The sequence below is a fragment of the Streptomyces nigra genome, assembly GCF_003074055.1.
GTDB classification, from domain to species: Bacteria; Actinomycetota; Actinomycetes; order Streptomycetales; family Streptomycetaceae; genus Streptomyces; species Streptomyces nigra.
Genome location: NZ_CP029043.1, coordinates 393,942 through 419,055, shown reverse-complemented (window position 1 = coordinate 419,055; position 25,114 = coordinate 393,942). Strand labels below are relative to the sequence as shown.

Below are 25,114 nucleotides of genomic sequence, written 5' to 3'. Positions count from 1 at the left end.
CCACCGTGAGTAGCCGCCTGAAAGATGTCGCCGCCCTCGCGGGCGTCTCGGTCCGGACCGTGTCGAACGTCGTCAGCGGATCGGGCAACGTCGCCGAGGCCACCCGGCAACGCGTCCAGCAAGCCCTCGACGAACTCGGCTACCGGCCCAACCTCGCCGCCCGCAACCTCCGCGCGGGCCGCACCGGACTCATAGGTCTCGTCGTCCCCGAGCTGTACTCGCCGTACTTCGGTGAGCTGGCCAGCCTCATCGTGGAGGCCGCGCAGCAGCGCTCCTGGACCGTGATCATCGACCAGACCTTCGGCGACGCCGAGGCCGAACGGCGCCTCCTCGACGGCACCCAGGGGCGGCTGGTGGACGGCCTGATCATCAGCCCCTGGGCCCTCGGTCCCGAGGAGGTCACCACCCACGCACGCAACGCGCCCGTGGTCCTCCTCGGCGAGCGCCCGCCCCGCGGACTCGCCGACCGGGTCGCCGTCGACAACGTCGCCGCCGCCGACGAGGCCACCACCCATCTCCTGGAGTCCGGCCGCCGCCGAATCGCCGCCATCGGCCTCCAGCCCCACCTGCGCAACGGCACCGCCGACCAACGCCTGGCCGGCTACCGCGACGCCCTGCGCCGCGCGGGCGCGGTCGTCGACGACGCGCTGGAACGCCCGGTCCGCGAACTCCACCGCAGGGACGGCGCACAGGCCATGGCCGCCCTCCTCGACGACCCCTCGGCCGCACCCGACGCCGTCTTCGGGTTCACCGACGAACTCGCGCTGGGCGCCCTCCACGTCGCCCACGAACGCGGCCTGCGCGTCCCCGAGGACCTGGCCGTCGTCGGCTTCGACGACATCGAGGACGGCCGGTACGCTCAGCCCACCCTCACCACCGTCGCCCCCGACAAGCGGCAGCTCGCCGAACGCGCCCTGCAGTGTCTCGCCGACCGCATCTACAGCCCCGACAACGGTGTCCCCCCACTCGACATCGTCGTACCGCACCGCCTGGACGTACGGGGGAGCAGCGCCCCGAAGGCGTGAGCGCCCGGCGGCCGCGTCCCCGTGTGTGCCGTGGAGGCGACGGGTACTCGCGGCGCATCCGCATCCGCCAGGCGCGGGGCACCGCCGCAACGAAGGGGAGCCGTGACGGCCAGGACCATCGCGCAGCAGTCCGAGGAGCAACTCGGCGGCGCCGACAGCGTATTGGCGCGGCAGCGCCGGGACCACCGGGAGATGACCCGGTTGATGGACCTCTACCGGCAGACCGCGCCCGGCGAGGAAGCGGAACGCGCGCTGAAGGACGTCGTCCAGCTCGTCTTCAGCCACGCTTTCGCCGAGGAGTCCGTGCTCTGGCCGGCCGTACGGCGCTCGGTCCCGGACGGCGAGGAGCTGACGTCCCGGGTCGAGGAGGAACACCAGCAGATCAACGACCTGGTCGCCGACATCGAGCGCCTCGCCCCCGGCAGCCCGGAACGCGAGGGCAGGATCGCGCGGGCGTTCGCGCTGATCGAGGAGGACATCAGGGACGAGGAGGACCTCCTCCTGCCACGACTCCAGGAAGCGGTCGACACCGCGGCACAGCGACGGCTCGGAGCCGCCTGGGAGGCCGTGCGCAGGACGGCGCCCACGCATCCGCACCCCGTCATCCCGCGCCGCCCGCCCGGCAACGCCGTCGCCGGCGTCCCGCTCAGCGTCTACGACCGCACCAGCGACGCCCTCGGGATCAGCCCTTCCGCACCGCCGTGGAAGGCGCTCGCCGTACCGGGCGCGCTGCTCGCGGCCGTGGTGCTCGCGTCGGCGTGGCGCAGGCGGCACTAGGCCGTGTCCGCAAAGTCCCGCCTGCCGTTCGACGCCCGGCACTCCCCCAAGCTCTTCGAGCAGGGGGGACCCCCACTCGCCGCACCGGCCGCCCACCCGCGTACAACCAGTACGCGGGAGCCCGTCCGGCGCTCCCCCCAGCTCTTCGAGCAGGGGGTACCCCCAGAGCACGCACCGGACGCCGCTCGGCCCGCCCTACGGGCGGACGACGCGACTTTACGGACACGACCTAGGCCGTGGCCGGTTTCTCACCGCCGATCGAGTCATGATCGGGCCGCGTGACATCATCCGTCCATGAGCAGCGATCTGGAAGTGAGCGCTCTGGCGATCAACGTCGTGATCCCCGAGGAGCTCCGCTGGACGGACACCCGGCGCGGTGAGACGTTCATGCTGACGACCCTCAATGTGCGGCTCCTTCCCGACGGGCACCTCGCCGTGAAGGCCTACGGCAGACCGGTCGCGGGTGGTCGCGGCGCCTACGTCTCGTTCTCCGTGTCCGACAAGCCGGAGTTGGCGGCCCTGGTCTCCCGAGCGGGCAGCCGAGCGGGGGAGTTGTGGGCCGCCCATCGCGGCCTCGGCTGATCCCCGCTTCCCCCGCGCACCGCTTGCCCCGTGCACACCTCTTGTCGCGGCACACAGGCCGCCCATAGGATCCGTAGGCAACGGATTGAATCGTTTCATTAAAGCGTCGAGCGGTCAACTCCTTGTAGAAACACTGGAGTTGACGCGATCCGCCGACCCGCACCGGACCACGCGACCAAAGGAGCGAGCATGCCGGGAAGTTGGGACCGCAGAACCTTCCTCCGCGCCACCGCGGGCACCGTAGGGGCGGGCGTGCCCCTCCTGTCCGCCGCGGGCACCGCGTCCGCGGCCCCAGCCCCAGCCCCGGAGGGTCGGGCGGTCGGCACCGGCCTGTGTGTCGTCCGTACGACCGTGGAGCGCAAGGAGAACGTCCTCGGGACCGACGTCCCGCGCCCCATGCTCGCCTGGGAGTCCGAGTCCGCCGGGCGCGGCGCACGCCAGACCGCCTACCGCGTCCAGGTCCGGACGGGCGGCAAGGACTGGGGGCGGCGCTCGCTCGTCTGGGACTCCGGCCAGGTGGCCTCCGCGAACAGCGTGGGCGTGCCCTACGGCGGCCCGGCCCTCGCGCCCCGCACCCGGTACGAGTGGCGGGTCAAGGTCTGGGACGGTGAGGGCAGGGCGTCCGCGTGGAGCGCCCCGCGCTGGTGGGAGACAACGATGTCCCCCGACGACTGGGGCGCCCACTGGATCGGCGTGGAGACACCTCGGCCGCCCGACCTCACCGGCGCCTCCTGGATCTGGGCCACCGGCGCCACCTCCCAGAACGCCCCCGTGGGATCCCGGTGGTTCCGAGGCCGCCTCGAACTGCCCGAGGGGACCGAGGTGGTGAGCGCCACCGTCGTGGCCACCGCCGACGACGACTTCTCCCTCCACCTCGACGGCCACCGCGTGTTGCACGTCCCCCAGCAGCAGGACGCCTGGCGGACCGGCCGGACCGTCGACGTCACCCGGGAAGCGGGGGAGGCGGTCCGCGCGGGCCGGGGGCTCGTGCTGGCCGCCGTGGCCACCAACCGCCCGGGCCCGAACGTCAATCCGGCCGGACTCGTCGTCCGGCTGATCGTGGAGACGGCCACGGGGCAGACGCGCGAACTGCGCACCGACGCCGACTGGCGTGCCGCCGAAAACGAGCAAGAGGGCTGGCAGAGCCCGGAGTTCGACGACTCCGGCTGGCCGGCCGCCGTGGTGCTCGCCCCCTTCGGCCAGGGCCCCTGGGGCGGCGACGTCGGCGTCACCACACCCGAGCTGCCCGCGCCCCTGCTGCGCCGGGAGTTCCAGGTGCGCGGCGCGGTACGCCGGGCGCGGCTGCGGATCAGCGGTCTGGCGTACCACGAGGCCGAGATCAACGGCCGTCGGGTGGGACGCCAGGTGCTCGACCCGGGCTTCACCGACTACGACGAGACCGTCCTGTACGCCGTCCACGACGTCACCGACCTCGTCCGCCGGGGCGCCAACGCGATCGGTGTGACCCTGGGCCGCGGGTTCTACGGCATGACCACACCCAACGTATGGAACTGGCACCGCACGCCCTGGCACGCGGAGCCCCGCCTCATCGCCCGGCTGGAGATCGACCACCCCGACGGCACGACCACGACCGTCGTCACCGACGACCGGTGGCGCATCACGGAAGGCCCCACGCTCTCCAACTCCCTGTACGCGGGGGAGACATACGACGCACGGCGGGAGCCAGGCGCCTGGACACGCCCCGGTTTCGACGACTCCGCCTGGCGCCCCGCCGAGGTGCGGGAGGCTCCGAAGGGACGGCTGAAGGCCCAGCCCCACGACGGCATCGAGGTCATCGAGTCGTTCCGGCCCGAGCGGATCACCCGGCTCGACTCCGGCGACCACCTCGTGGACATGGGCCGCACGATGGCCGGCTGGGCCCGGCTCACCGTGCGCGACCTCCCGGCCGGCACCCGCGTCACCCTCACCTACGGCGAGAAGCTGAAGGCCGACGGCACGGTGTTCGCCGAGAACCCGCTGGTCCCCGGGCGCTTCCAGCAGGACGAGTACGTCTGCGCCGGCCGGAGCGAGGAGAGCTGGGAGCCCAGGTTCTCGTACAAGGGCTTCCGGTACGTGCAGATCGGCGGCCTGCCCGACACTCCGCGCACGGACCAGATCCTGGGGCGGCTCGTGCACACCCCGCTGGACGAGGTCAGCTCCTTCGCCTGCTCCGAGCCCTTCTACGAGTGGCTGGACCGGGCCATGCGCCGGACGATCCTCAACAACATGCACGGCATCCCGACCGACACCCCCGTGTACGAGAAGAACGGCTGGACGGGCGACGCCCAGCTCGGCACGCCCGTGATGACGTACGCCTTCGCCATGCACCGCATGCTCGCGAAGTGGCTCGGCGACCTCGCCGACAGCCAGACCTCCGCCGGGCAGCTCCCCGTGATCGTGCCGAGCGGCGGCTGGGGATACGGCGACCTCGGCCCGTCCCCCGAGTGGACGACCGTGTACCCCTTCGTCGTCCGCGAGCTCTACCGGGTGTACGGCGACGAGCGGGCCGCGCGCGAGCACTGGACGGCCCTGACCCGCTATCTGGACTGGGAGCTGGCCCGGCTGCGCGACGGACTCGCCGTCACCGCACTGGGCGACTACCTGGCCCCGGGTTACGGCGGCAACCCGCCGGAGGACACCCGTCTCACCGCGACGGCGTACCTCCACCGGGCGCTGCGCGTCACCGCCGAGATGGCCGAGGTGCTGGACGACGACGGCGTGGCCACGCGCTACCGGGAGGCGGCGGGGCGTCTGAAGGACGCGCTGAACGCGGCCTTCCTGGGGCCGGACGGCCACTACCGGACGGCCAAGGACCCCGGCTACCGGCAGACCTCCAACGCGATCCCGCTCGCCTTCGGGCTCGTCCCGGAGGACGCCCGCGCCTCGGTGTTCGACAGCCTGGTGCGGGACGTCGAGGCACGCGGCGACCACCTCGACACGGGTGCGCTCGGCACCAGTGTGCTGCTGCGGGTGCTGTGCGAGGGCGGGCGGCCGGACGTCGCCCACGCCGTCGCCACCCAGCGCACCTACCCCAGCTGGGGGTACTGGCAGGAGAGCGGCGCTGACACCATGTGGGAGATGTGGCCGCAGGACTCCCGGTCCCGCGACCACTACTTCCAGGGCACCGTGGCGCAGTGGCTGTACGAGAACGTGGCCGGTCTGCGGCCGGGCGACGCCGGGTACGCCACCTTCTCCGTCCGGCCGGACGCCCGTACGGGAGTGGACTGGGCGCGTACGTCGATCCGTACCGTCCGGGGCACCGCGGGAGTCTCCTGGGAGCGGGCGGCGTCCGGTATCCGGATGGAGGTGGAGGTGCCGGTCGGCGCGGTCGCGGAGGTCCACGTCCCGGCGGTCGGCCCGGGCGAGGTGACGGCTCCGTCCGGGGCCCGGCATCTGCGGATGGACCGGGGGTTCGCGGTCTACCGGGTCACGCACGGCACCTGGGTTTTCCGGGCCCGCCGCTGAGCAGCGGGTGAGCGACGGCCGGGGCACCTCCGCCGGCGGGCGGTGGAGGTGCCCCGTCGTCGTCCCGGTGTCACCGTGAAGAGAGCCCCGGACGGGGTACGCGAACCGAAGGAACGACGAGCGGAGGGTCCCGATGTTCGAGGCCGGTGACATCCGGGAGTGGCGCGGCCACGACGTGGTCGACAGTGAGGCGCGCAAGATCGGCAAGCTGGAGTCGGTCTATGTGGACACGGCGACCGACGCCCCCCATTTCGCCACCGTCACGGTCGGCATGCCGACCCGGCACCGCCTGGTGTTCGTCCCCCTGGTGGGCGCGAAGGTCGGGCCGGGCTATCTGAAGGTCGCGTATCCGAAGAGCCTGGTGAAGGACGCGCCGTCCATCGACATGGACGGCGTGCTGCCCGCCGAGGACGAGAAGGCGGTCTTCGCCCACTACGACCTGAACTACCAGCCCGGGGTCGCCGGGGAACGGCGGCTGGCCCGCCGCTGACGGCACCACCCTCCGGAGGCCGCCATGGCACTGTTCCTCTTCCTGCTCCTCGTGGCCGTCGTGCTCGGCTTCATCGGGGTGCTCGCCAAGGGCCTGTTCTATCTGCTGCTCATCGGCGTGCTCGTGGCGCTCGTCGCCTTCCTCCACGTCGGTGGGCGCATCCGGCGGAGCGGGCGTCGCCCCACCCGGTGAACCCGCCGCGCGGGTGAACGCGGAGGCCCGCGGCAAGCGCTTGCACGCCCCGGTCCCGTCCCGCGCCCCCTGTGCGCCGGGGCCGGCTTCATAGCGCCGGCACCCCCGTACAACTCCTTGTCAGCGCGCGGACGTCGCCTGTATAACGTTGTAAATGTCAAGCAGGGACTCGGCGCCAGGCTCACGGTGACGACACCGTACCCGCACCGACACACCCGAGTCGGGCCGCTCTGAAAGGAATGCCGTGCGGGTCAGCCTCAAGGACGTCGCCGCCCACGCCGGAGTGTCCATCAAGACCGTCTCCAACGTGGTGAACAACTACCAGCACGTCACCCCCGCGATGCGCGAACGCGTGCAGCGGTCCATCGACGCGCTGGGCTATCGGCCCAATCTGGCCGCCCGTCATCTGCGCAAGGGGCGCACGGGCATCATCGCGCTCGCGCTGCCCGAACTCGGCAACCCCTACTTCGCGGAGCTGGCCGCCGCCGTCATCGACGCGGCCGCCACCCACGACTACATCGTGCTGCTCGACCACACAGGCGGGCACCGCGAACAGGAGTTGCTGGTCAGTCAGGGCTTCCGGGCCCGGGTCATCGACGGCCTCATCCTCAGCCCCATCGAGCTGGAGAGCGAGGACCTGCGCGACCGCGACGAGAACGTCCCGCTGGTGCTCCTCGGGGAGCGCGACTACGACCTGCCGTACGACCACATCGCCATCGACAACGTGGCCGCAGCCCGCGCCGCCGTCCGGCATCTGCTCGACCTCGGGCGCCGGGAGATCGCCTTCATCGGCGCCCGGCAGGGCCGCAGCGAACCGGCCCAGCTCCGGGTCCGGGGGTGGCGGGAGGAGCTCAGCGCCGCCGGACTGCCGGCCGACGACGGGCTGGTGGCCGCCACCGAGGGCTGGGGGCACGCGGACGGCGCGGCGGCGATGACCCGGATCCTCGACGCCGGGCGGCGTCCCGACGCGATCTTCGCCTACAACGACCCGATGGCGATCGGCGCGATGCGCGTCCTGCACGAACGCGGGCTGCGCGTCCCCGAGGACATCGCGGTCGTCGGCTTCGACGACGTCGTCGAGGGGCGGTTCGGCGCGGTGACGCTCACCTCCGTGTCACCGGACAAGGAGGCCATCGGCCGGCTCGCCGTCGAGTCCGTTCTCGCCCGGCTGGGGGGCGAGGCCCCCGAACCCCGGCGGGTCTGGGCGGACTACCGCCTGGCCGCCCGGGAGAGCACGCTCGGCCGCGCGGCCCGGGAGGACGGCGCCGAGGGCTGACGGGCGGGCGTGCCCGTGTTCCCCTTCCCGGCCGACGCGTCGTGGCGGTGCCTGCCGTTCCACGTGCGCGTCGGCCCTTCGGCGTGCCTCGACACGCCCCGCGCTTTCTCCACGGCGGGTGAACGGCTCTGTGCACAGGGGGTTTACAGCGTCCTTCCAACGATGTAAAAACCTCTTGCGGCGGGCTGGACAACGTTGCCCGCCGGGGGAGAGGCACCGTTTCTTCACCTGCGGCGACTCCCCAGTTCCCTTTCAGCGTCGCCCGGATCGGGGTCACCATGCAGCGCACCACTCACCGTCCTCGCCTCTTCGCCCGCCCCGGGGTCGTGGCCCTGGCCGCCGCGGTGGTCTTGACCGCCGGCGCCTGCGCGAAGTCGGAGGACGACGCGTCGAAGGACACGAAGTCCCCGGCCGCCGCGGGCGCCGAACAGAAGGTCGTCACGCCGAAGCCGGGCAGCAAGTCCTGCACCATCGACGCCTACGGCGCGAAGAAGATCGACCTGAAGAACGCGACCGTCGGCTTCTCCCAGTCGGAGAAGGAGGCCAACCCGTTCCGCATCGCCGAGACCCGGTCCATCAAGGACGAGGCGAAGAAGCGGGGCGTCAAGCTGCTGACGGCCAACGCCCAGTCGCAGTTCTCCAAGCAGATCAGCGACGTCCAGGACCTCCTCGCCAAGGGCGCGGACCTGCTCGTCATCGCCCCGCTGAACTCCGACGGCTGGGACCCGGTGCTCCAGGCCGCCGCCGCCAAGAAGGTCCCGATCGTCACGATCGACCGCAAGATCAACGCCACCGCCTGCAAGGACTACGTCTCCTTCATCGCCTCCGACTTCGTCGAGCAGGGCAAGCGCGCCGCCGACCAGATGATCGAGGCGACCGGCGGCAAGGGCGAGGTCGCCATCCTCCTCGGCTCCGCCGGGAACAACGTCACCACCGAGCGCACCAAGGGCTTCAAGGACCAGATCGCCGCCAAGGCCCCCGGTCTGAAGGTCGTGTTCGAGCAGACCGGTGACTTCGCCCGCGAGAAGGGCCAGCAGGTCACCGAGCAGCTCATCCAGTCCAAGCCCGGCATCAAGGGCATCTACGCCGAGAACGACGAGATGGGCCTCGGCGCGGTCGCCGCGCTCAAGGGCGCCGGCAAGAAGGCCGGCGACGTCAAGATCGTGACCGTCGACGGCACCCGCAACGCCGTCCAGGGCATCGTCGACGGCTGGATCAGCGGCGTCATCGAGTCCAACCCGCGCTTCGGCCCGCTGGCCTTCCAGACCCTGGACACCTTCACCCAGGGCAAGGACGTCCCGCAGGACATCATCATCCAGGACAGCGCCTACACCGCGGACAACGCCAAGACGGACATCGCCAAGGCGTACTGATCCACCCCGGGGGCACGGGCGACCGTGCCCCCCGCCTCCCCTTCACCACGTTCCGCACCCTTCACTTCCTGGAGGCACAGGTGGCACCCCCCGCCGAAGTCCTCGCCGTCCGCGGACTGAGCAAGACCTTCCCCGGCGTCCGGGCCCTGGACGACGTGGACCTCACCCTGCACGCAGGCGAGGTCCACGCCCTGATCGGCGAGAACGGCGCCGGCAAATCGACCCTCATCAAGCTCCTCACCGGCGTGTACCGCCCGGACGCCGGCGAGATCACCTTCCAGGGCGAGAAGGTGTCCTTCGCGACGCCGCTGGAGGCGCAGAAGGCGGGCATCTCGACCATCTACCAAGAGGTCAACCTCATCCCGCTGCTCAGCGTCGCCCGCAACCTCTTCCTGGGCCGCGAACCCCGCAACCGCTTCGGCGTCCTGGACGTCGCCCGGATGAACCGGGAGGCCGAGGAGATCCTGCTCGGCCACGGCGTCCACGTCGACGTCCGCCGGCCGCTGCGCACCCTCGGCGTCGGCGCCCAGCAGATGGTGGCCCTGGCCCGCGCCGTGGCCACCGACGCCCGTATCGTCATCATGGACGAGCCGACCTCCTCGCTCGAACCCCGCGAGGTGGAGACCCTGTTCACGGTCATCCGCCGGCTGCGCGACGCGGGCATCGCCGTCGTCTACGTCAGCCACCGCCTCGACGAGCTGTACGCCGTGTGCAGCACCGTCACCGTGCTCCGCGACGGCAGGCGCGTCCACCACGGCGAACTGGCCGACCTCGACCGGCTCTCCCTGGTCTCCACCATGCTGGGCCGCGACCTCGGCGAGGTCCGCGAGGAGGGCCTCACCAAGTTCACCGGCGAGCACCACGCCGCCGACAGCGAACCGGTGCTGGAAGCCGCCGGACTGACGGTCCCGCACAAGCTGCACGACGTGTCCCTGAGCATCCGGCCCGGCGAGGTCGTCGGACTCGGCGGACTGCTCGGCTCCGGCCGCACCGAGACCGCCAAGGCCATCTCCGGCGCCCTGCCGGTCCGTTCGGGCCGCGTCACGGTCGCCGGGACACCGCTGCGCGGCGGCTCCGCGCCGGCCGCCATCCGGGCGGGCATCAGCCTGCTGCCCGAGGACCGCAAGAGCGAGGGCATCGTCCCCGGCCTGTCGGTCCGGGAGAACATCGCGCTCGCCGTCCTGCCCCGGCTGTCCCGCTTCGGCCTCGTGTCCGAGGCCAAGGTCGACAGCGTCGTCGACACCTTCATGAAGCGGCTGCGCATCAAGGCGTCCTCCCCGCACCAGAAGGTCGGCGAACTGTCCGGCGGCAACCAGCAGAAGGTGCTGCTCGCCCGCTGGCTCGCCATGAACCCCAAGGTGCTGCTGCTCGACGAACCCACCCGGGGCATCGACGTCGGCGCCAAGGCCGAGGTGCAGAAACTTGTGGACGAACTGGCCGCCGACGGCCTGGGCGTCCTGCTCATCTCCTCCGATCTGGAGGAACTGATCGAAGGGTCCGACCGCGTGGTCGTACTGAAGGACGGCGCCGTCGTCGGCGAACTCACCGGCGACGACGTCACCGAGGACAAGCTCATGCGCACCATCGCCGGGGACACCCGGCCGGAGCCGGTGGCGAAGGAGGTGGCGAGCGATGGCTGAGGCCACCCTGCCCACCGCCCCCCTGGACCGCGCCCGGGTGCTCCAGTGGCTGCAGACCTACGGCGTCTACGCCGGCGTCGCCGCCCTGCTCGTGGTGAACATCGTCATCACCCCGCACTTCCTGTCCGCGGAGAACTTCCGCACCCAGGCCGTCCAGGTCGCCCCCGTCATCATCGTCGCCCTCGGCATGGCCCTGGTCATCGGCACGGAGGGCGTCGACCTGTCCGTCGGCGCCGTGATGGCGCTGGCCGCGTCCGTCACCGCCCTCTACCTCGGCTACGGGCTCCTGCCCGCACTGCTCGTGGTCGCGCTGTTCGCCGCCGCGGTCGGACTGGCCAACGGCGCGCTCGTCGCCCTCGTCGGCGTCCAGCCGATCGTCGCCACCCTGGCCCTCATGGTCGGCGGCCGCGGCCTCGCCCTCGTCCTGCTGCCCCAGCTGAAGGACCTGCGCAACCCGTCGCTGGCCTCCCTGGGTTCGGGCGACATCGCCGGCATCCCGTACCTCATCCTGATCGCCGCCGTCCTGGCGCTGCTGGTCGCCTTCGTGGTGCGGCGCACCACCTTCGGCCGCCAGCTCCTCGCCATCGGCGACAGCCGGCCCGCCGCCCAGCTCGCCGGTCTGCCGGTGCGCCGCGTGCTCATCCTCGTGTACATCGCGTCGGCGCTGCTGGCCGCCGTGGCCGGAGTGCTGGCCACCGCCCGCCTCCAGGCCAGCGACCCGACCTCGCTCGGCAACCTCATGGAGCTGTCGGCGATCACGGCCGTCGTCGTCGGCGGCACCCCGCTCACCGGCGGCCGCGTCAACATCGGCGGCACCGTGGCGGGAGCCGTCCTCATCCAGCTGCTCACCGCCACCCTCATCAAGCACGATCTGCCGCCCTCCTGGACCCAGATCGCCCAGGCCATAGTGATCGTCGCCGCGGTGTACGCGGCACGGGGACGGGGGAAGCGATGACCGTCACGAAAGCGGACGTACCCGTGACCACCGCGAGCAACGAACCGGCGGGGGAGACCGAGCCGGTCGGCTCCGCCCGCTCCGAACGGCTGAGCGCCCTCGTCCAGCAGCACGGCGCCCTCGCCGTCCTGGTGATCGTGTCCCTGGTGGCGTCGTTCTCCTTCGACTCCTTCGCCACCGGCGACAACGTCAGCAACATGGCGACCAGTTCGGCCTTCCTGGCGATCGTCGCGCTCGGCATGACCTTCGTCATCATCACCGGCGGCATCGACCTGTCCGTGGGCTCGCTGTTCGCCCTCGGCGGTGTCCTCGCCGCCTGGGGGTCGCGGCACGGCACCCTGGTGGCGCTGCTGCTGCCGCTGCTGGTGTGCGGGCTGATCGGGGTCGTCAACGGGCTCCTGGTCGCGAAGTCCAGACTCGCCCCGTTCATCGTCACCCTCGCCGCCATGCTCGGCGCGCGCGGCCTGCTGCTGGCCATCACCGACGAGGGCGCGGACACCTTCCTCATCGGCAAGGGCTCCGTCCTCGCCGAACTCGGGCAGGGCACCACCCTCGGCCTCGGCAATCCGGTCTGGATCACCCTGGCCCTGTTCGCCGCCGGTGCCGTCGTGCTGCGCCGCACCCGCTTCGGACAGCACGTGTACGCGGTCGGCGGCAACGAGGACGCGGCCGCCCTGATGGGCGCCCCGGTGGCCCGGACGAAGATCCTCGTCTACACGCTGTCCGGGCTGCTCGCCGGTCTGGCGGGCGCGCTCAACGCCGCCTGGCTCGCGTCCGGCGTCACCATCCTCGGCAACGGCATGGAACTGGAGGCCATCTCCGCCGTGGTCATCGGCGGCACGCTCCTGACCGGCGGCCTCGGCTACGTCAGCGGCTCCCTGGTCGGCGTCCTGCTGCTGAAGGTCATCCAGAACGTCATCAACCAGATCGGCTCCCTGGACTCCTCCTACCAGCAGGTGGTCAGCGGCGCCTTCCTGGCCGTCGTCGTCATCGCCCAGACCTGGCTGGGCCGCCGGCGACAACTCATGTGACGGATCCGGGCCTCCGCAGGGCTCGGGTTCCGGGGGCCGGACTCCCCTCCGGCCCTCAGGGGGGGTCTGACAATTCGCGCCGTCCGCCCTGGAGAGGCAGGCGGGGTTTGTCAGACGCCCCTAGGTCGTGTCCGCAAAGTCCCGCCTGCCGCCCGGCGCCCGGCACGCTCCCCCAAGCTCTTCGAGCAGGGGGGACCCCCACTCGCCGCACCGGCCGGCCACCCGCGTACAACCAGTACGCGGGAGTCCGCCCGGCACTCCCCCGAGCTCTTCGAGCAGGGGGTACCCCCAGAGCACGCACCGGACACCGCTCGGCCCGCCCTACGGGCGAACGACGGGACTTTGCGGACACGACCCAGCACGTGCACGTCTCCGCACCCCACGAAGCAAGGAGGCACGATGCGTCGAGTACCCGCAGGCCGGCAGAGGTTCGCCTGGCTGAGACGACGGGCGCGGTGGGCGACCACCGCGCTCGCCGTGTTCGCGCTGGCCGCCGGCACGGCCCTGACGGCCAACGGATCCGCGACCGCCGCACCCCGGGCGTGGACCCCCAAACCGTCCCCCATGACCACCCCGTGGACCGACCAGGTCCCCGTCGACACCCCGCTGCCGGAGTACCCCCGCCCGCAGCTGACCCGTCCCGACTGGGCCAACCTCAACGGCATCTGGGACTTCGCCGTCACCTCGGCGAACGCCGGCCAGCCCGCCACGTTCCCCGAGCAGATCCGGGTGCCGTTCGTCGCAGAGTCCGCGCTGTCCGGCATCCAGCGCAAGATCACCCAGAACGACAAGCTCTGGTACAAGCGCACGTTCACCGTCCCGTCGGACTGGAGCGGCCGTCGCGTCCAGCTCAACTTCGGCGCCAGCGACTGGCGTACGACCGTCTGGGTCAACGGCCGGCAGGCCGGCGCCGTCCACAGCGGCGGCTACGACGCCTTCTCCTACGACGTCACCGACCTGCTCACCACCGGCACCAACACCCTGGTGGTCTCCGTCTGGGACCCCACCGAGACCGGCACCCAGGCCGTGGGCAAGCAGCGCATCCGTGACGTCGCCCCGCACCCCGGCGGCGGCATCCTCTACACCGCGGCGTCCGGCATCTGGCAGACGGTGTGGCTCGAACCGACTGCCGCCGCCCATGTCACCCGCCTCGACCTGGTGCCGGACCCGGCGAACAGCCGCCTGAAGGTCACCGTGCGCGGCGCCGGGATCAGCGGCCACCAGGCCCGCGTCACCGTCTCCACCGGCGGTACCACCGTCGGCACGGCCACCGGTCCGGCCGGCACCGAGTTCACCGTGCCCGTCCCGAACCCGCACCTGTGGACGCCGGAGGACCCCTTCCTCTACGACGTGAGGGCCGACCTGCTGTCCGGCGGCACCACCGTCGACTCCGTCGGCAGCTACACCGGCATGCGCACCATCGCCCTCGCGAGTGTCGGTGGCCACCAACGCCCTGTGCTCAACGGGAAGTTCGTCTTCCAGACCGGCACGCTCGACCAGGGCTACTGGCCCGACGGCATCTACACCGCGCCCACCGACGCCGCCCTGCGTCATGACCTGCAGAAGCACAAGGACCTCGGCTTCAACATGGTCCGCAAGCACATCAAGGTCGAACCGCAGCGCTGGTTCTACTGGGCCGACCGGCTGGGGCTGCTGGTCTGGCAGGACATGCCGAACATGGAACGCACCCCCGACGCCGCCGCCCGCGCCCAGTGGGAGGCCGAGTACGACCGGATCATCGACCAGCACCGCAGCTCCCCTTCGCTCGTCCTGTGGGTCAACCAGAACGAGGGCTGGGGCCAGTACGACCAGGCGCGCCTCGCCGACAAGGTCAAGGCGTACGACCCCACCCGCCTCGTCGACAACATGAGCGGCGTCAACTGCTGCGGCGCCGTCGACGGCGGCAACGGGGACGTAGTCGACCACCATGTCTATGTCGGCCCCGGCACCACCGTGCCCAGCGCCACCCGCGCCGCCGTCCTCGGCGAGTTCGGCGGCCTGGGCTTCAAGGTCGCCGGCCACGAGTGGTACCCGGGCGGCGGCTTCAGCTACGAGGACCAGCCCGACCTCGCCCATCTGAACAACCGGTTCGTGGGGCTGATCGACGCGATCCGCGAGGTCCGTATGCCCCGCGGCCTGTCCGCCTCGGTCTACACCGAGATCACGGACGTCGAGAACGAGGTCAACGGCCTGCTCACCTACGACCGTCAGGTGGTCAAGGTCGACGAGGCCCGGGTGCGCGCCGCCAACCGCGCCCTGATCGACGCCTCGCGCGGGACGACGGCCCCGCTCACCCTGCCCGTGGACCAGTACCGGTCCCTGCGGGTGACCACCCCCGGCTACACCGACCGCTTCATGCGCCACAAGGACGGGGCGGTCTTCACCGAGGTGGTGAACGCCGGCAGCGACTCCCTGCTGAAGAACGACGCCACCTGGCGGATCGTCCCCGGACTGGCGAACGGCACCTGCTACAGCTTCGAGTCGCGCAACTACCCCGGCCAGTACCTGCGGCACCGGGAGTACCGCGTCTACAAGGAGGCCGGCAGCGGCGACCTGTACCGGGCCGACGCGACCTTCTGCCCGGTCCGGGGCGCCGACGGCGGCGTACGGCTGTCCGCCTACAACTTCCCCGAGCAGTATCTGCGCCACTACGACGCCGAACTGTGGCTGGCCACTCCGGGAAGCACCCACACCTGGGACAACGCGGCCCTCTTCACCCAGGACACGACCTGGGCCGTGGAGGCGCCCTGGGCGCCATGACGACCGCGTGACCGCCACTCCGGTTCCTGGACAGGTGTCCATGTATGCTGGACACCTGTCCAGGAACATTCCGAAGGGGTGGGGTCACCGATGGAGACGACGGCGAGCGTCCTGACCGCGCTGGTGGCGGCGCTGCACGCGTACATCCTCGTGCTGGAGATGTTCCTCTGGCAGAAGCCGCCCGGCCGCGGTCTGTCCGGCTTCGACGCCGAACTCGCCCGCCTCACCGCCCCGTTGGCCGCGAACCAGGGCCTCTACAACGGGTTCCTCGCCGCCGGCCTGATCTGGGGCCTGATCGCCGACGACCCGGCCGGCTTCCAGGCCCGGGTCTTCTTCCTCGTCTGCGTCGTCGTCGCCGGTGTGTACGGAGGCGTCACCGCCAACCGCCGCATCCTGCTCGCCCAGGCCCTGCCCGGCGCGCTCGCCCTGGCCGCGGTGCTCCTCGCCCGATGACCGGCCCCGAAAGGGACGCCCGCGCCGTCCGCACCCGCGCCAAGCTCCGCCGCGCCCTGCTGGACGCCTGCGCCGAACAGTCGCCGGCCGAGGTGAGCGTGGCCGCCCTCGTGCGCCGGGCCGGAGTCGGCCGGGCCACCTTCTACGTCCACTACACCGACCTCGAGGCACTGGCGGTCGACGCCTGCGCCGACGTGGTGCGCGACGCGGTGGACGCCCTGCACGCCTGGCGCGGCACCCCCGACCCCGCGAAGCCGCCGCCCGCGCTCCTGGACTTCTTCACCGGCATCGGCGGGCACGCCGGGCTCTACCGGGCGCTGCTCAGCCCCGGCGGCGGCGGACCGCTGGGCCGTCGGCTCCACCAGGATCTGCGCGCCCGCAGCCGCGCCGAACGCGCCCTCGTCGGCGCGCCCGAGCCGGACCTCGTCGCCTCCGCGGTCGCCTCGGCCTTCACCGGGGTGCTCGCCGACTGGGTGCACGGCCTGGTCCCGGGTGGCCCGGACGAGATCGCCCACCGTGTCTGGCGGTTGCTCATCTCCCTGCACCGCACCCCGCTGCCCTGAGACGGCGGACGGCCCCGGCGGGAGCCACCTCCCACCGGGGCCGTCCAAGGAGCCGAACCGCTACGGCTTCTCGTCCGTGTAGAGCGCGCTCACCTCCTCGGCGGTGAGCGCCTTGTCGAACGCGTGGACCTCGTCGACGGCACCGTTCCAGAAGTCGGTGTCGTTGCCGCCCCACTGGGCCCGGCCGACCGCGAGGGAACCGGTGCTGGGGTAGGCCGCGCCGCCGGCGGCGGACGCCGCCCGCTTGCCGTCCACGTACAGCGTGATCGTGTTGTCCGAGCCGTCGCGGACGCCGACCAGGTGGTACCAGCGGCCCGTCTCCGGGGTCGTCACCAGCCGGGCGCGGGCCTCACCCGGGGTGCTGAAGGCGAACGCCCCCTGCCCGTACTGGAGGTAGAACGGGCTGGCCTGGCGCCGGGTATCCTGGCTGACCGCGGTGGCGTAGTTGCCCGGCAGCTCGTCCAGCCGTACCCACGCGGACACCGTGTAGCTGCCCGTGGTGTCGAGCACCGGCCCGGCCGTCTCGGCGTACTGCCCCTTGCCGTCGAACTTCAGCGCGCTGCCGTTGACGCCCGGAGTCCAGCTGGTGCCGTCGCTGAGCGTGAGGGGCTTCTTGTTCGGGCCGTCGTCCTTCGCCGTGGTCCCGGAGCCCTCGTCCAGGGACCAGGAGCCGCCGCCCTTCAACGGGAGCCGGTCGCCCGCCGAGGCGCCGGCGGCGATGACCTTCCGGTTGATCTCACGGACCGGCGCCGGATCGACCTTGATCTCCCGACGGTCGTACGTGTAGAGGCCGTTGAGCTCGTTCTCCAGGTCCGTGATCTGCGTGTACACCGAGCCGGACAGCTCGGCCGCGGCCTGGTCCAGGTAGAACTTCTCCGTGTTCTCCACGTACTTGCGGGTCAGCGCCTCCTTGCTGTCGACGCCGCTGTAGATCACGGTCGGGGCGCCCGGCCACATGTGCCCGGGGGAGCGCAGGGTGAAGCCGCCGTGCTCACCGTCCATCGCCGCCCGCTCGGCGTCAGGGAAGGGCGGGTCCTCGTTGTTGTAGTCGTGGTGGTCGATGATGTCGCCCTTGCCCGAGTCGCCCTTGGAGTTGCAGCAGTTCACACCGCTGTGGGCGTTGACGACACGGGACGGGTCGGCCTCCTTGACCGCCTCGGTGATCTTGCCGGTCTCGGTGCGGTCCCACTCGCCCCAGCCCTCGTTGAAGACGATCCAGCCGATCACGGACGGCGCGTTGTGGTGCTCGCGCATGATCTCGCGGCCCTGGTCGACGAAGGCGGTGTGCCCGGTCTCGTTGGTGAGGTTGCCGGAGACGAAGTCCTGCCAGACCAGCAGACCCAGCCGGTCCGCGTGGTAGAACCAGCGCGCCGGCTCCACCTTGATGTGCTTGCGCACCGCGTTGAAGCCGAGCTCCTTGTGCGCCTTGAGGTCGAAGGCGAGCGCCTCGTCGCTGGGGGCCGTGTAGAGGCCGTCGGGCCAGAAGCCCTGGTCGAGGGTGGCGAGGGAGAAGACCGGCTTGCCGTTGAGCACCAGCTTCTGGAAGCCGCCGACCTTCGCGACGCCGATCTCACGCATACCGAAGTAGCTGCCGACCTTGTCCGTCGACCGGCCGTCGGTGAGCTTGACGTCGAGGTCGTACAGATACGGGTCGTCCGGGCTCCACAGGTGCTGGTTCGCCACCGGCAGCCGCAGCTGCTTGTTCGCCGGGCCGCTGACCTTGCCGACGACCTTGCCGCGCTTGTCCCGCGCCACGGCCTCGACCCGGGCGCCCGCCGACGCCTTGGCCGACTCCACCGTCACCGCGAGGGTGCCGGAGTCGATGTCCGGGGTCGAGACAACGTTATCGATCGACGCCTTCGCGACCGGTTCCATCCACACCGTCTGCCAGATGCCCGACGACTGGGTGTAGAAGATGCCGCCCGGGTTCGTGGACTGCTTGCCCATCGGCTGGTCGGCGCCACCGGTGTCGGTGACCGCGACCACGACCTCCTGCGGCCCGGTGCCCTTCAGCGCGTCGGTGATGTCGGCGCTGAACGCGTCGTACCCGCCGGTGTGTTCGGCGACCTTCGTGCCGTTGACGTAGACCCGCGCCTGGTAGTCGACCGCGCCGAAGTTCAGCTTCAGCCGGTTGTCCCGGCCGCCGACCTTCCAGTCCTTGGGGACGGTGATCGTACGGCGGTAGAACATGTGGTCCTCGTGCCGCTCCAGCCCGGAGAGCTGGGACTCCACCGGGTACGGCACGACGATCTTCTCGCGCAGGTCCTTGCCGAACACGGGCTGCTCACCGGCCTTGGCGCCGCTGAACTGCCAGGTGCCGTTGAGGTTCTTCCACTTGGTACGCACCTGCTGCGGGCGCGGGTACTCCGGCAGCGGGTTCTTCTTGTCGACCTTGTCGCCCCACTTGGTGGTGAGACGGTGGGTTGAGGCGTTCTCGGCGTACCGGATGACCTTCGGCACGGTCTCGCCGCCGGACGTGAGACCGCCCTCGCCGTCGTAACCGACCCTCACCTGCTGGGCCTTCTGGATGGGCTCGGCGAGCGTCACGATCAGGGAGTTGCGGTCGCCGGGGGCCACGGCCACCGACTTCAGGGGCATGGCCGTGGTGTCGGCCTCGACCTTCAGATGCTCCTTGACCGCGCTCAGATCACCGACCCTGCCCTCGAAGCGGGCGCGCAGCTTCCGGCCGTCCGCCCCGACGGTCAGCTCCACCGGGTAGACCTCGAAGCCCTCCGGCGGGGTGAACGCCGACATGGGCACGAGCTGCTTCGCGATGCCGGGGCCGGACCAGCGCAGGAACATGTTGGCGCCGCCGAAGTCCTGGAACATCTCCAGCCGGAAGTCGTGCTTCTCCCCGGCTTCGAGATGGATCTTGGCGCTGGTCTGCTCCTTGTCCCAGTCGGGCTCCCAGTGGTCGATGACCGGCTCGCCGTCGATGAAGAGCCGGAAGCCGTTGTCGCCGATGGCGTAGAAGGTGTAGTCGCCGGTGGCCGGTGCCTCGATCTGACCGGTCCAGCGGGCGGTGGTGTGCTCCGTCCTGCCGTTCAGCTCCTGGAACGTGCTGGTCAGACCGGAGAAGTTGATCTGCGGCTCGAGCAGTGTGCCGCCGAGCTGTGCGAAGTCCCGGGCGCCCGGGGCCGACATGGCGAAGTACTCGCCCTTCAGGCCGTGCACCACGACGTCGGACGCCGGCGCGGAGGGGGCCTGGGCGCTGCCGGCCGGCTCCGCCGCCGACGCGGTGGCGGCCAGGCCGCTCGGGGGGACGACGAGGGCGGCCGCGGCCAGCAGCGCCCACACGGCGGCTCGTGGGCGGTTGTGTTGTCTTGTCATCGAACCTTTCCTCGCACAGAGGCCGCGGACCGGTGCCGGTCGGCACGTGCACGGGTGGGTCGCAGGACCTGCACGGACGCGGTCGGGGCGGCTCTTTCAACGTTGGAAAATCTTGCGACAGCGGAATGACAACACGCCTTTCGGATGGCTGTCCAGACCTCGCGCAGCACTCTGTCGCTCCGTCACCACGGCACGCCCGCCGCCGACATGGAGCGCACCCGACGCACCGCACCCCACGCCATCAGCGGCTTTGCGCCCGCCGGCGTGGGGGAGTTCAGCCGCAGTCGTAGGTGAACCGCGCGTCCGCCGTCAGATGGGCGGGGGAGAGGATCTCCACCTCGGCCCGGGCCGTGCGGCGGCCCTCGCCCTCGAAGGTCCAGCGCAGCGTGAGGCGTGCCTGCCGCTGATCCCGGGCGACCACCTCGCGCAACACCCCGGACTCCGTACCGTCATTGCGGGTCCAGCGGTACGTGAGGGTTCCCGGGCGGCCGTTCGTCCCGACCACGGCGACCACGTTCGCGGTGCCGTCACAGGGGAGCACCGCGGGCCGCACGGCCACCGCGACCGACCGCACCTGGACGGACGGCCCCAGGCGCTGCCAGGCCAGGAAGGCGAGGACGCACAGCAGCACCAGTACGGGCAGGGTGTGCCGGCGCAGTCCCCGGCGGGGCGGCGCCGGGGCCGGCGGGAGGGCGGGGAGTGTGCGGTGCGTGCGGTGGGCGACGGCGGCGGTGACACCGGGGCCGAAGCGCAGCACGGTGCCCTCGACGCGGTCGGGCGGCGGGGCGACCAGCGTCTCCTCGCCGTCCTCTTCGGGCCGTTGGATCCAGTGGCTGCCGAGCACGGTGGCGCTGTAACCGGTGCCGTAGCCGGTGTCGGCGGGGGCCGGTGGCGTCGGGCGTGCGCCGAGGTCGGCCGTCATGTCGTCGGGTGCGCTCATCGCAGATCACACTGCCTGCTCAGGAGTTGCTGGGAGGCCGTTCCACCGGCGGCCGGGGGATCGGTCGTCGCCTGCACGGTCCAGTAACAGCCCCGGTTCTGGAAGGTGTGGGCCACCGGGATCGTGTACTGCGTGGCGCCGCTGCGGGTGAAGGTCTGGGCGGCGCCGTCGGCGGCCCCGGGCACTCCGGGGAGATTGCCCGTGGACCAGGAGACGGTGACGGAGACCGGGCCGGTGCCGTCCGTGGTGACGACGACGGTCCCGGTGGCCGTCATGGGCCCGGTCTGTGTGAACCCCGAGAGGGCCACGTTCTTCACGGCCGGCGCGGTGGGCTCCGTGGGTGGAGTGCCGGTCGGGGGTGCCGTGGTCCCGCCCGTGCCGGCGGGCGCCGTCGTGCCCTCGCCGGCCGGGGAGGCGGAGGCCGTGGCACTGGTGCCGTCGGTGGGCGTCGCCGTCGTGGGCGAGGCGTCCGCCGACGCGGAGGGGCCGGGGGAGCCGGACGGCGAGGCGGAGGTGCTCGGCGTGGCGGACTCCGGCGCCGACACGCCGGGTTCCGAGCTGCTCGTGGCGACCGCCTGGGCCGTGTCGCGCGCCGCCTCGTCCGGGGCGAACGGCACCCCGTACGTGAGCAGGACGCCGAGGAGGACGACGGCGGCCGACGCCAGCATCCCGGCCCGGCCCGGCAGCCACGCCCGTACGAGGCCCGGGTCGGGCGCGGGGCCGAGCACCGTGTGCGCGCTGTCGGTCGTGGTGCGGGCACCGTCCCGGGCCGAGGGCAGCAGCAGCGGCAGCAGGGCCACCAGCGCCGCGAGCCGGTCCCGGCCGCGTTCCTCCCAGTCCGGCCCGTACCCGGCACCGGCCGCGGCCTCCAGCTCCCGGACGAACTCCGCGGCCCGCGCCGGGCGTTGCTCCGGGTCCTTGGCCAGACCGCGCCGCACCAGGTCGCGTACGGGCTCGGGCGCCTCCTCGGCCGGTACGGGGGCCTCGACGTGCCGCAGCGCCAGCTCGGCGATGTTGTCGCCCGCGAACGGCTTGTGGCCGGTGAGGCACTCGAAGAAGGTGGCCGTCGCCGCGTACACGTCGGCGGCGGGGGAGGCGGGCGCGCCGGTCCACTGCTCCGGCGCCATGTACGACGGGGTGCCCGCCACCCCGCCGTCCGTCCCGGCGTCCACGGCGATGCCGAAGTCGACCAGCTTGGACGTGCCGTCCGGCAGGACCAGGACGTTCTCGGGCTTGTAGTCGCGGTGGACGACCCCCACCTGGTGGGAGTCGGCCAGCCCGAGCAGCGAGCCCTTGAGGACGACCAGGGCGGCCTCGGGCGTGAGCGGGCCCTGCCGGGTCAGCAGGTTCCGCAGCGAGACGCCGTCCACCAGCTCCATCACGATGGCGGCGCCCCGCGGACTCTCCACGTACTCGTACAGCCCGGTGACATACGGGCTCTCCAGCCCGCCCAGCAGCCGTGCCTCGGCGCGGAAGTCGTGCACGAAGCCCGGCCGGGTGCGCAGGGACTCGCTGAGGTACTTCACCGCGACCGGCACACCGGTCTCCTCGTGGACGGCCAGCACGACCCGTCCGCTCGCCCCCGAACCGAGCTCCAGCGACCCGGTGTATCCGGGTACTTCCCATGTCCGTGTACTCATGTCCGTCCCCCCAGGCCGCCTGGCGGCGCCGGCCGGCCGTGTCGCCGTCGCACCGGAGCCCCGGCCGTCCGGCGGCGGCCGTGTCCTGGGCTCAGAGACACATTTTCGGCCGTCGCGGTTGCGTGGCCAGAGCGAACGGCAAGGCGTGCCCCGACCGTGACGAAGCCGTCGCGGACCGACGACACACGGTCTCGGTGGACGATGGGGCGGGCAGCTCCGCGGATGGTCAAGGTCGAACGGGTTTGCTGCCGCGGAAGGGGGCAACGCGATGTCCATGAGCCCATCCAACAACGACACCAACCAGGATTCCGCAACCGCCAAGAAGACGGCCGCGAAGGCCCGTCGGAGCGCCTCGCGGGCGACCGCACCGGCCTCCCAGGCGACGGAGAAGGCCGCAGGCAAGGCCTCGGAGAAGGCCGGTGACGCGGCGTCAGCCGTCACGGGCACGGCCGAGCGGGCAGCCAAGGCCACCTCCGCCGTCGCCCAGTCGGCGGCCCGGAACGTCGAGGCCGGACGCAAGGCCGTGGTCTCCGCGTCCGGGCAGGCCGTGACCCTCGCGACGACGGCGTGGACGGCCCTCGCCCACCGCAAGGCCCTCGCCGCCGGCGTCGGCACGGGGTTGGCGGTGCTCAGCGCGTCCACGTACGCGGCCGGACGACGCGCGGGACGGCGCACGCTCGGCCCGATCACCCGGCTCACCGGTGGCCGGATCTGATCGCTGAGCCACGCCGGTCCGGCACACGGGCCGGCCCGCCGACACGGCAGGGCGGTGGCGACTTCGCACGTACAGCGAGGCGCCGCCGCCCTGCCGTGTCGAGACGGCCCATCGCCGCTGTACCGTTCGCCTCCCGCGCCCCCACCCCCCGAAGGCCATGTCCGCCGAACCGCAGCCCGCACCCCTGCCCCCGCCCCCGGTGAACCGCGTCCCCCGAGCCTGGGCGCCCGCCCTGCGCCGCACCCCGGCGTCCATGTGGCGCGACGACATCTCCGACTACGCGGCCGCCCTCACCTACTACGCCATCCTGGCCCTGCTCCCGGCGCTCATGGTCACCGTCGTCGCGTTCAGCCTCATCGGCCCCGACACCGCCGAGGACTTCATCGGGCACGTCACCGACTACGCCCCCGGCCAGGCGGGCGGCCAGTTGCACGACGCGCTGGCCCGCACCCTGCGCAGCGGCTCCGCCGCCTGGACCCTGCTGGTCGCGGGCGCCGTCAGCGCGCTGTGGTCCGCGAGCAGTTACCTCGCCGTCTTCCGGCGCGCCCTGCACCGGATGCACGGCGTCGACGACCACCGTTCACCCTGGCGCACGGCCCCCCGCATCCTGCTCACCGCCCTCGCCCTGCTGGGGCTGCTCCTGCTCAGCTCGCTGGTGCTGATGCTGTCCGGCCCGGTGGCCGAGGCCGCCGGCCGGGCCCTCGGCCTCGACGTCATGGCGGCGTGGGCGTGGACCCTGCTGCGCTGGCCGCTGCTGCTGTGCCTGGTGGTCCTGCTGGTGGTGACCGTGTTCCGCACCGGTCCCGTCCAGGCCCGAGCCCGGCACCTCAGCCTGCCCGGTGGCGCCCTCGCCGCCACCCTCTGGCTGGCGGTGTCCGCCCTCTTCGCCCTCTACACCTCGGCGTTGAGCACCTACAGCAGGCTGTACGGCTCACTCGCGGGCGTCGTGGTCTCCCTGATCTGGCTGTGGCTGTCCAACCTGGCCCTGCTCGCGGGGGCCCAGTTCACGGCGGAACTGGGCAGGGTGGAGAACCGGGACGAGCCGGCCTGACCGAGCCCGCGCCCCGTCACTCCGCCGGCCTCGGGTCGATCCACAGGGCCTCCGACAGGGCACACACCTCGCCCTCGGCCGTCGCCAGCGCCACGCCCATCGTGTGCTTGCGGCCGCTCTCCGACAGCAGCCAGGCGTACGACACATGGGGCTCGCCCGCGACGACCGGCCGCAGGATCGTCCCCGTCAGCGCGGCCGTGACCGCGCCCGGCTGCTGGGTGCCGAGGAAGCGGCCCGCCCAGTGGCCCGGGCAGTCCAGGGCACCCCAGACCAGCTCGTCGGGCAGCAGGCCGTCGGGGCCGGCGAACGTGGCGGACGGCGTCCAGGCCGTGGCCACCAGATCCCGGCCCGGCACGGGGGAGCAGTACACGCGCAGGCCCCGGTCGGCGGTGCGCAGCCCGCAGCCGAAGCAGTCGACCACACCGGACGGCGGGTCGGCCCGGAACCGGTCGGACGCCGCCGACGCCTCCTCCCATGAGGGCGCCTCGGGCGCGTCGAGCGTCAACCGGGCCGGACGCGCCGTCGCCAGCGGCCGCTCGGGCTCGCCCAACTCCGCGCCGCCGTCCCCGTGCCCGGCCAGCCTCACCGGCTCCTCGACCGGCACCGGGCCCCGGAAGTCGACCCGGACCGTCCCCGCCCCGGACTCCCGCGCGAGCACTCCGGCGACGTACCCGCCGAAGGCCACCCCGGGGTAGCCCGAGTACAGCTCCGGCACCACGACCGCGTCACTCGTCGTCATGATCCCCACTTCACCACACGCGTCCGACCGTCACCATTCCTTGATCGTCAAATCGCCGCGGAACTGCGAAGATCCCCCAACACAGAGGTCCACCTCGCGCGGGTGGCAGGCAGGGGG

20 protein-coding genes are annotated in these 25,114 nt (G+C 72.1%); 16 read left to right on the top strand and 4 right to left on the bottom strand.

All coding sequences use genetic code 11. The features are described from left to right. Positions 1-5: 5 nt before the first annotated feature. The 14 genes from DC008_RS01975 (at position 6) to DC008_RS01915 (ending at position 16,582) form a co-directional block, all read left to right on the top strand. Positions 6-1,025 carry a LacI family DNA-binding transcriptional regulator gene (locus DC008_RS01975; protein WP_108710523.1) on the top strand — a complete coding sequence of 340 codons (1,020 nt, stop codon included), beginning with the start codon at positions 6-8 and terminating at the stop codon, positions 1,023-1,025. Between the two features lie 102 nt (positions 1,026-1,127). Beyond that, positions 1,128-1,802, top strand: coding sequence for a hemerythrin domain-containing protein (locus tag DC008_RS01970; RefSeq protein WP_108705405.1), 675 nt, complete (start codon positions 1,128-1,130; stop codon positions 1,800-1,802). Between the two features lie 294 nt (positions 1,803-2,096). After that, entirely contained in the window at positions 2,097-2,384 is a 288-nt protein-coding gene (locus DC008_RS01965; RefSeq protein WP_108705404.1) for a hypothetical protein, read from the top strand. A 189-nt stretch (positions 2,385-2,573) separates the two neighbouring features. Continuing rightward, positions 2,574-5,849 (top strand): family 78 glycoside hydrolase catalytic domain, encoded by a 3,276-nt coding sequence (locus DC008_RS01960; RefSeq protein ID WP_108705403.1) that lies wholly within the window; start codon positions 2,574-2,576, stop codon positions 5,847-5,849. Positions 5,850-5,982: 133 nt separating this feature from the next. After that, positions 5,983-6,339 carry a PRC-barrel domain-containing protein gene (locus tag DC008_RS01955; protein WP_108705402.1) on the top strand — a complete coding sequence of 119 codons (357 nt, stop codon included), beginning with the start codon at positions 5,983-5,985 and terminating at the stop codon, positions 6,337-6,339. Between the two features lie 24 nt (positions 6,340-6,363). Beyond that, positions 6,364-6,531 (top strand): hypothetical protein, encoded by a 168-nt coding sequence (locus DC008_RS35345; RefSeq protein WP_164492248.1) that lies wholly within the window; start codon positions 6,364-6,366, stop codon positions 6,529-6,531. Between the two features lie 244 nt (positions 6,532-6,775). Beyond that, complete coding sequence (locus DC008_RS01950) at positions 6,776-7,807, top strand: LacI family DNA-binding transcriptional regulator (protein ID WP_055619844.1); 1,032 nt, start codon at positions 6,776-6,778, stop codon at positions 7,805-7,807. 278 nt (positions 7,808-8,085) lie between these two features. Then, the gene (locus DC008_RS01945) at positions 8,086-9,180 is read left to right on the top strand and encodes an ABC transporter substrate-binding protein (RefSeq protein ID WP_108705401.1); all 1,095 of its coding nucleotides are present in this window, start codon (positions 8,086-8,088) and stop codon (positions 9,178-9,180) included. 80 nt (positions 9,181-9,260) lie between these two features. After that, on the top strand, positions 9,261-10,820 hold the full coding sequence (locus DC008_RS01940) for a sugar ABC transporter ATP-binding protein (RefSeq protein WP_108705400.1): 1,560 nt from the start codon (positions 9,261-9,263) through the stop codon (positions 10,818-10,820). Further along, a complete protein-coding gene (locus tag DC008_RS01935) occupies positions 10,813-11,775 on the top strand; it encodes an ABC transporter permease (RefSeq protein ID WP_108705399.1) in 963 nt (320 codons plus the stop codon). The genes DC008_RS01940 and DC008_RS01935 overlap by 8 nt, the downstream gene beginning before the upstream one ends. Then, positions 11,772-12,806 carry an ABC transporter permease gene (locus tag DC008_RS01930; protein WP_208645797.1) on the top strand — a complete coding sequence of 345 codons (1,035 nt, stop codon included), beginning with the start codon at positions 11,772-11,774 and terminating at the stop codon, positions 12,804-12,806. The genes DC008_RS01935 and DC008_RS01930 overlap by 4 nt, the downstream gene beginning before the upstream one ends. A gap of 399 nt (positions 12,807-13,205) precedes the next feature. Then, positions 13,206-15,566: an AbfB domain-containing protein gene (locus DC008_RS01925; protein ID WP_108705398.1), complete on the top strand. Its 2,361-nt coding sequence runs from the start codon at positions 13,206-13,208 to the stop codon at positions 15,564-15,566. 90 nt (positions 15,567-15,656) lie between these two features. Next, positions 15,657-16,019, top strand: a complete 363-nt coding sequence (locus DC008_RS01920; RefSeq protein ID WP_108705397.1) for a DUF1304 domain-containing protein — start codon at positions 15,657-15,659, stop codon at positions 16,017-16,019. Then, positions 16,016-16,582: a TetR/AcrR family transcriptional regulator gene (locus DC008_RS01915; RefSeq protein ID WP_108705396.1), complete on the top strand. Its 567-nt coding sequence runs from the start codon at positions 16,016-16,018 to the stop codon at positions 16,580-16,582. Before DC008_RS01920 ends, DC008_RS01915 begins: the two co-directional genes overlap by 4 nt. 60 nt (positions 16,583-16,642) lie before the next feature. Here DC008_RS01915 and DC008_RS01910 read toward each other — a convergent pair whose 3' ends face one another. From DC008_RS01910 to DC008_RS01900, 3 genes are all read right to left on the bottom strand, one after another. Continuing rightward, positions 16,643-19,912 carry a LamG-like jellyroll fold domain-containing protein gene (locus DC008_RS01910; protein ID WP_108705395.1) on the bottom strand — a complete coding sequence of 1,090 codons (3,270 nt, stop codon included), beginning with the start codon at positions 19,910-19,912 and terminating at the stop codon, positions 16,643-16,645. Between the two features lie 274 nt (positions 19,913-20,186). Further along, positions 20,187-20,852, bottom strand: coding sequence for a hypothetical protein (locus DC008_RS01905; RefSeq protein WP_235071557.1), 666 nt, complete (start codon positions 20,850-20,852; stop codon positions 20,187-20,189). Then, complete coding sequence (locus DC008_RS01900; RefSeq protein WP_108705394.1) at positions 20,849-22,492, bottom strand: serine/threonine-protein kinase; 1,644 nt, start codon at positions 22,490-22,492, stop codon at positions 20,849-20,851. Before DC008_RS01900 ends, DC008_RS01905 begins: the two co-directional genes overlap by 4 nt. A 268-nt stretch (positions 22,493-22,760) precedes the next feature. Between DC008_RS01900 and DC008_RS01895 the strand changes: the two genes are divergently transcribed. Together DC008_RS01895 and DC008_RS01890 are read left to right on the top strand one after the other, a co-directional pair. Next, positions 22,761-23,207 (top strand): hypothetical protein, encoded by a 447-nt coding sequence (locus DC008_RS01895; protein WP_108705393.1) that lies wholly within the window; start codon positions 22,761-22,763, stop codon positions 23,205-23,207. A gap of 157 nt (positions 23,208-23,364) precedes the next feature. Then, positions 23,365-24,258, top strand: coding sequence for a YihY/virulence factor BrkB family protein (locus DC008_RS01890; RefSeq protein ID WP_108705392.1), 894 nt, complete (start codon positions 23,365-23,367; stop codon positions 24,256-24,258). Positions 24,259-24,274: 16 nt separating this feature from the next. Here DC008_RS01890 and DC008_RS01885 read toward each other — a convergent pair whose 3' ends face one another. After that, the gene (locus DC008_RS01885) at positions 24,275-24,997 is read right to left on the bottom strand and encodes a hypothetical protein (RefSeq protein WP_108710521.1); all 723 of its coding nucleotides are present in this window, start codon (positions 24,995-24,997) and stop codon (positions 24,275-24,277) included. Between the last annotated feature and the right edge of the window lie 117 nt (positions 24,998-25,114).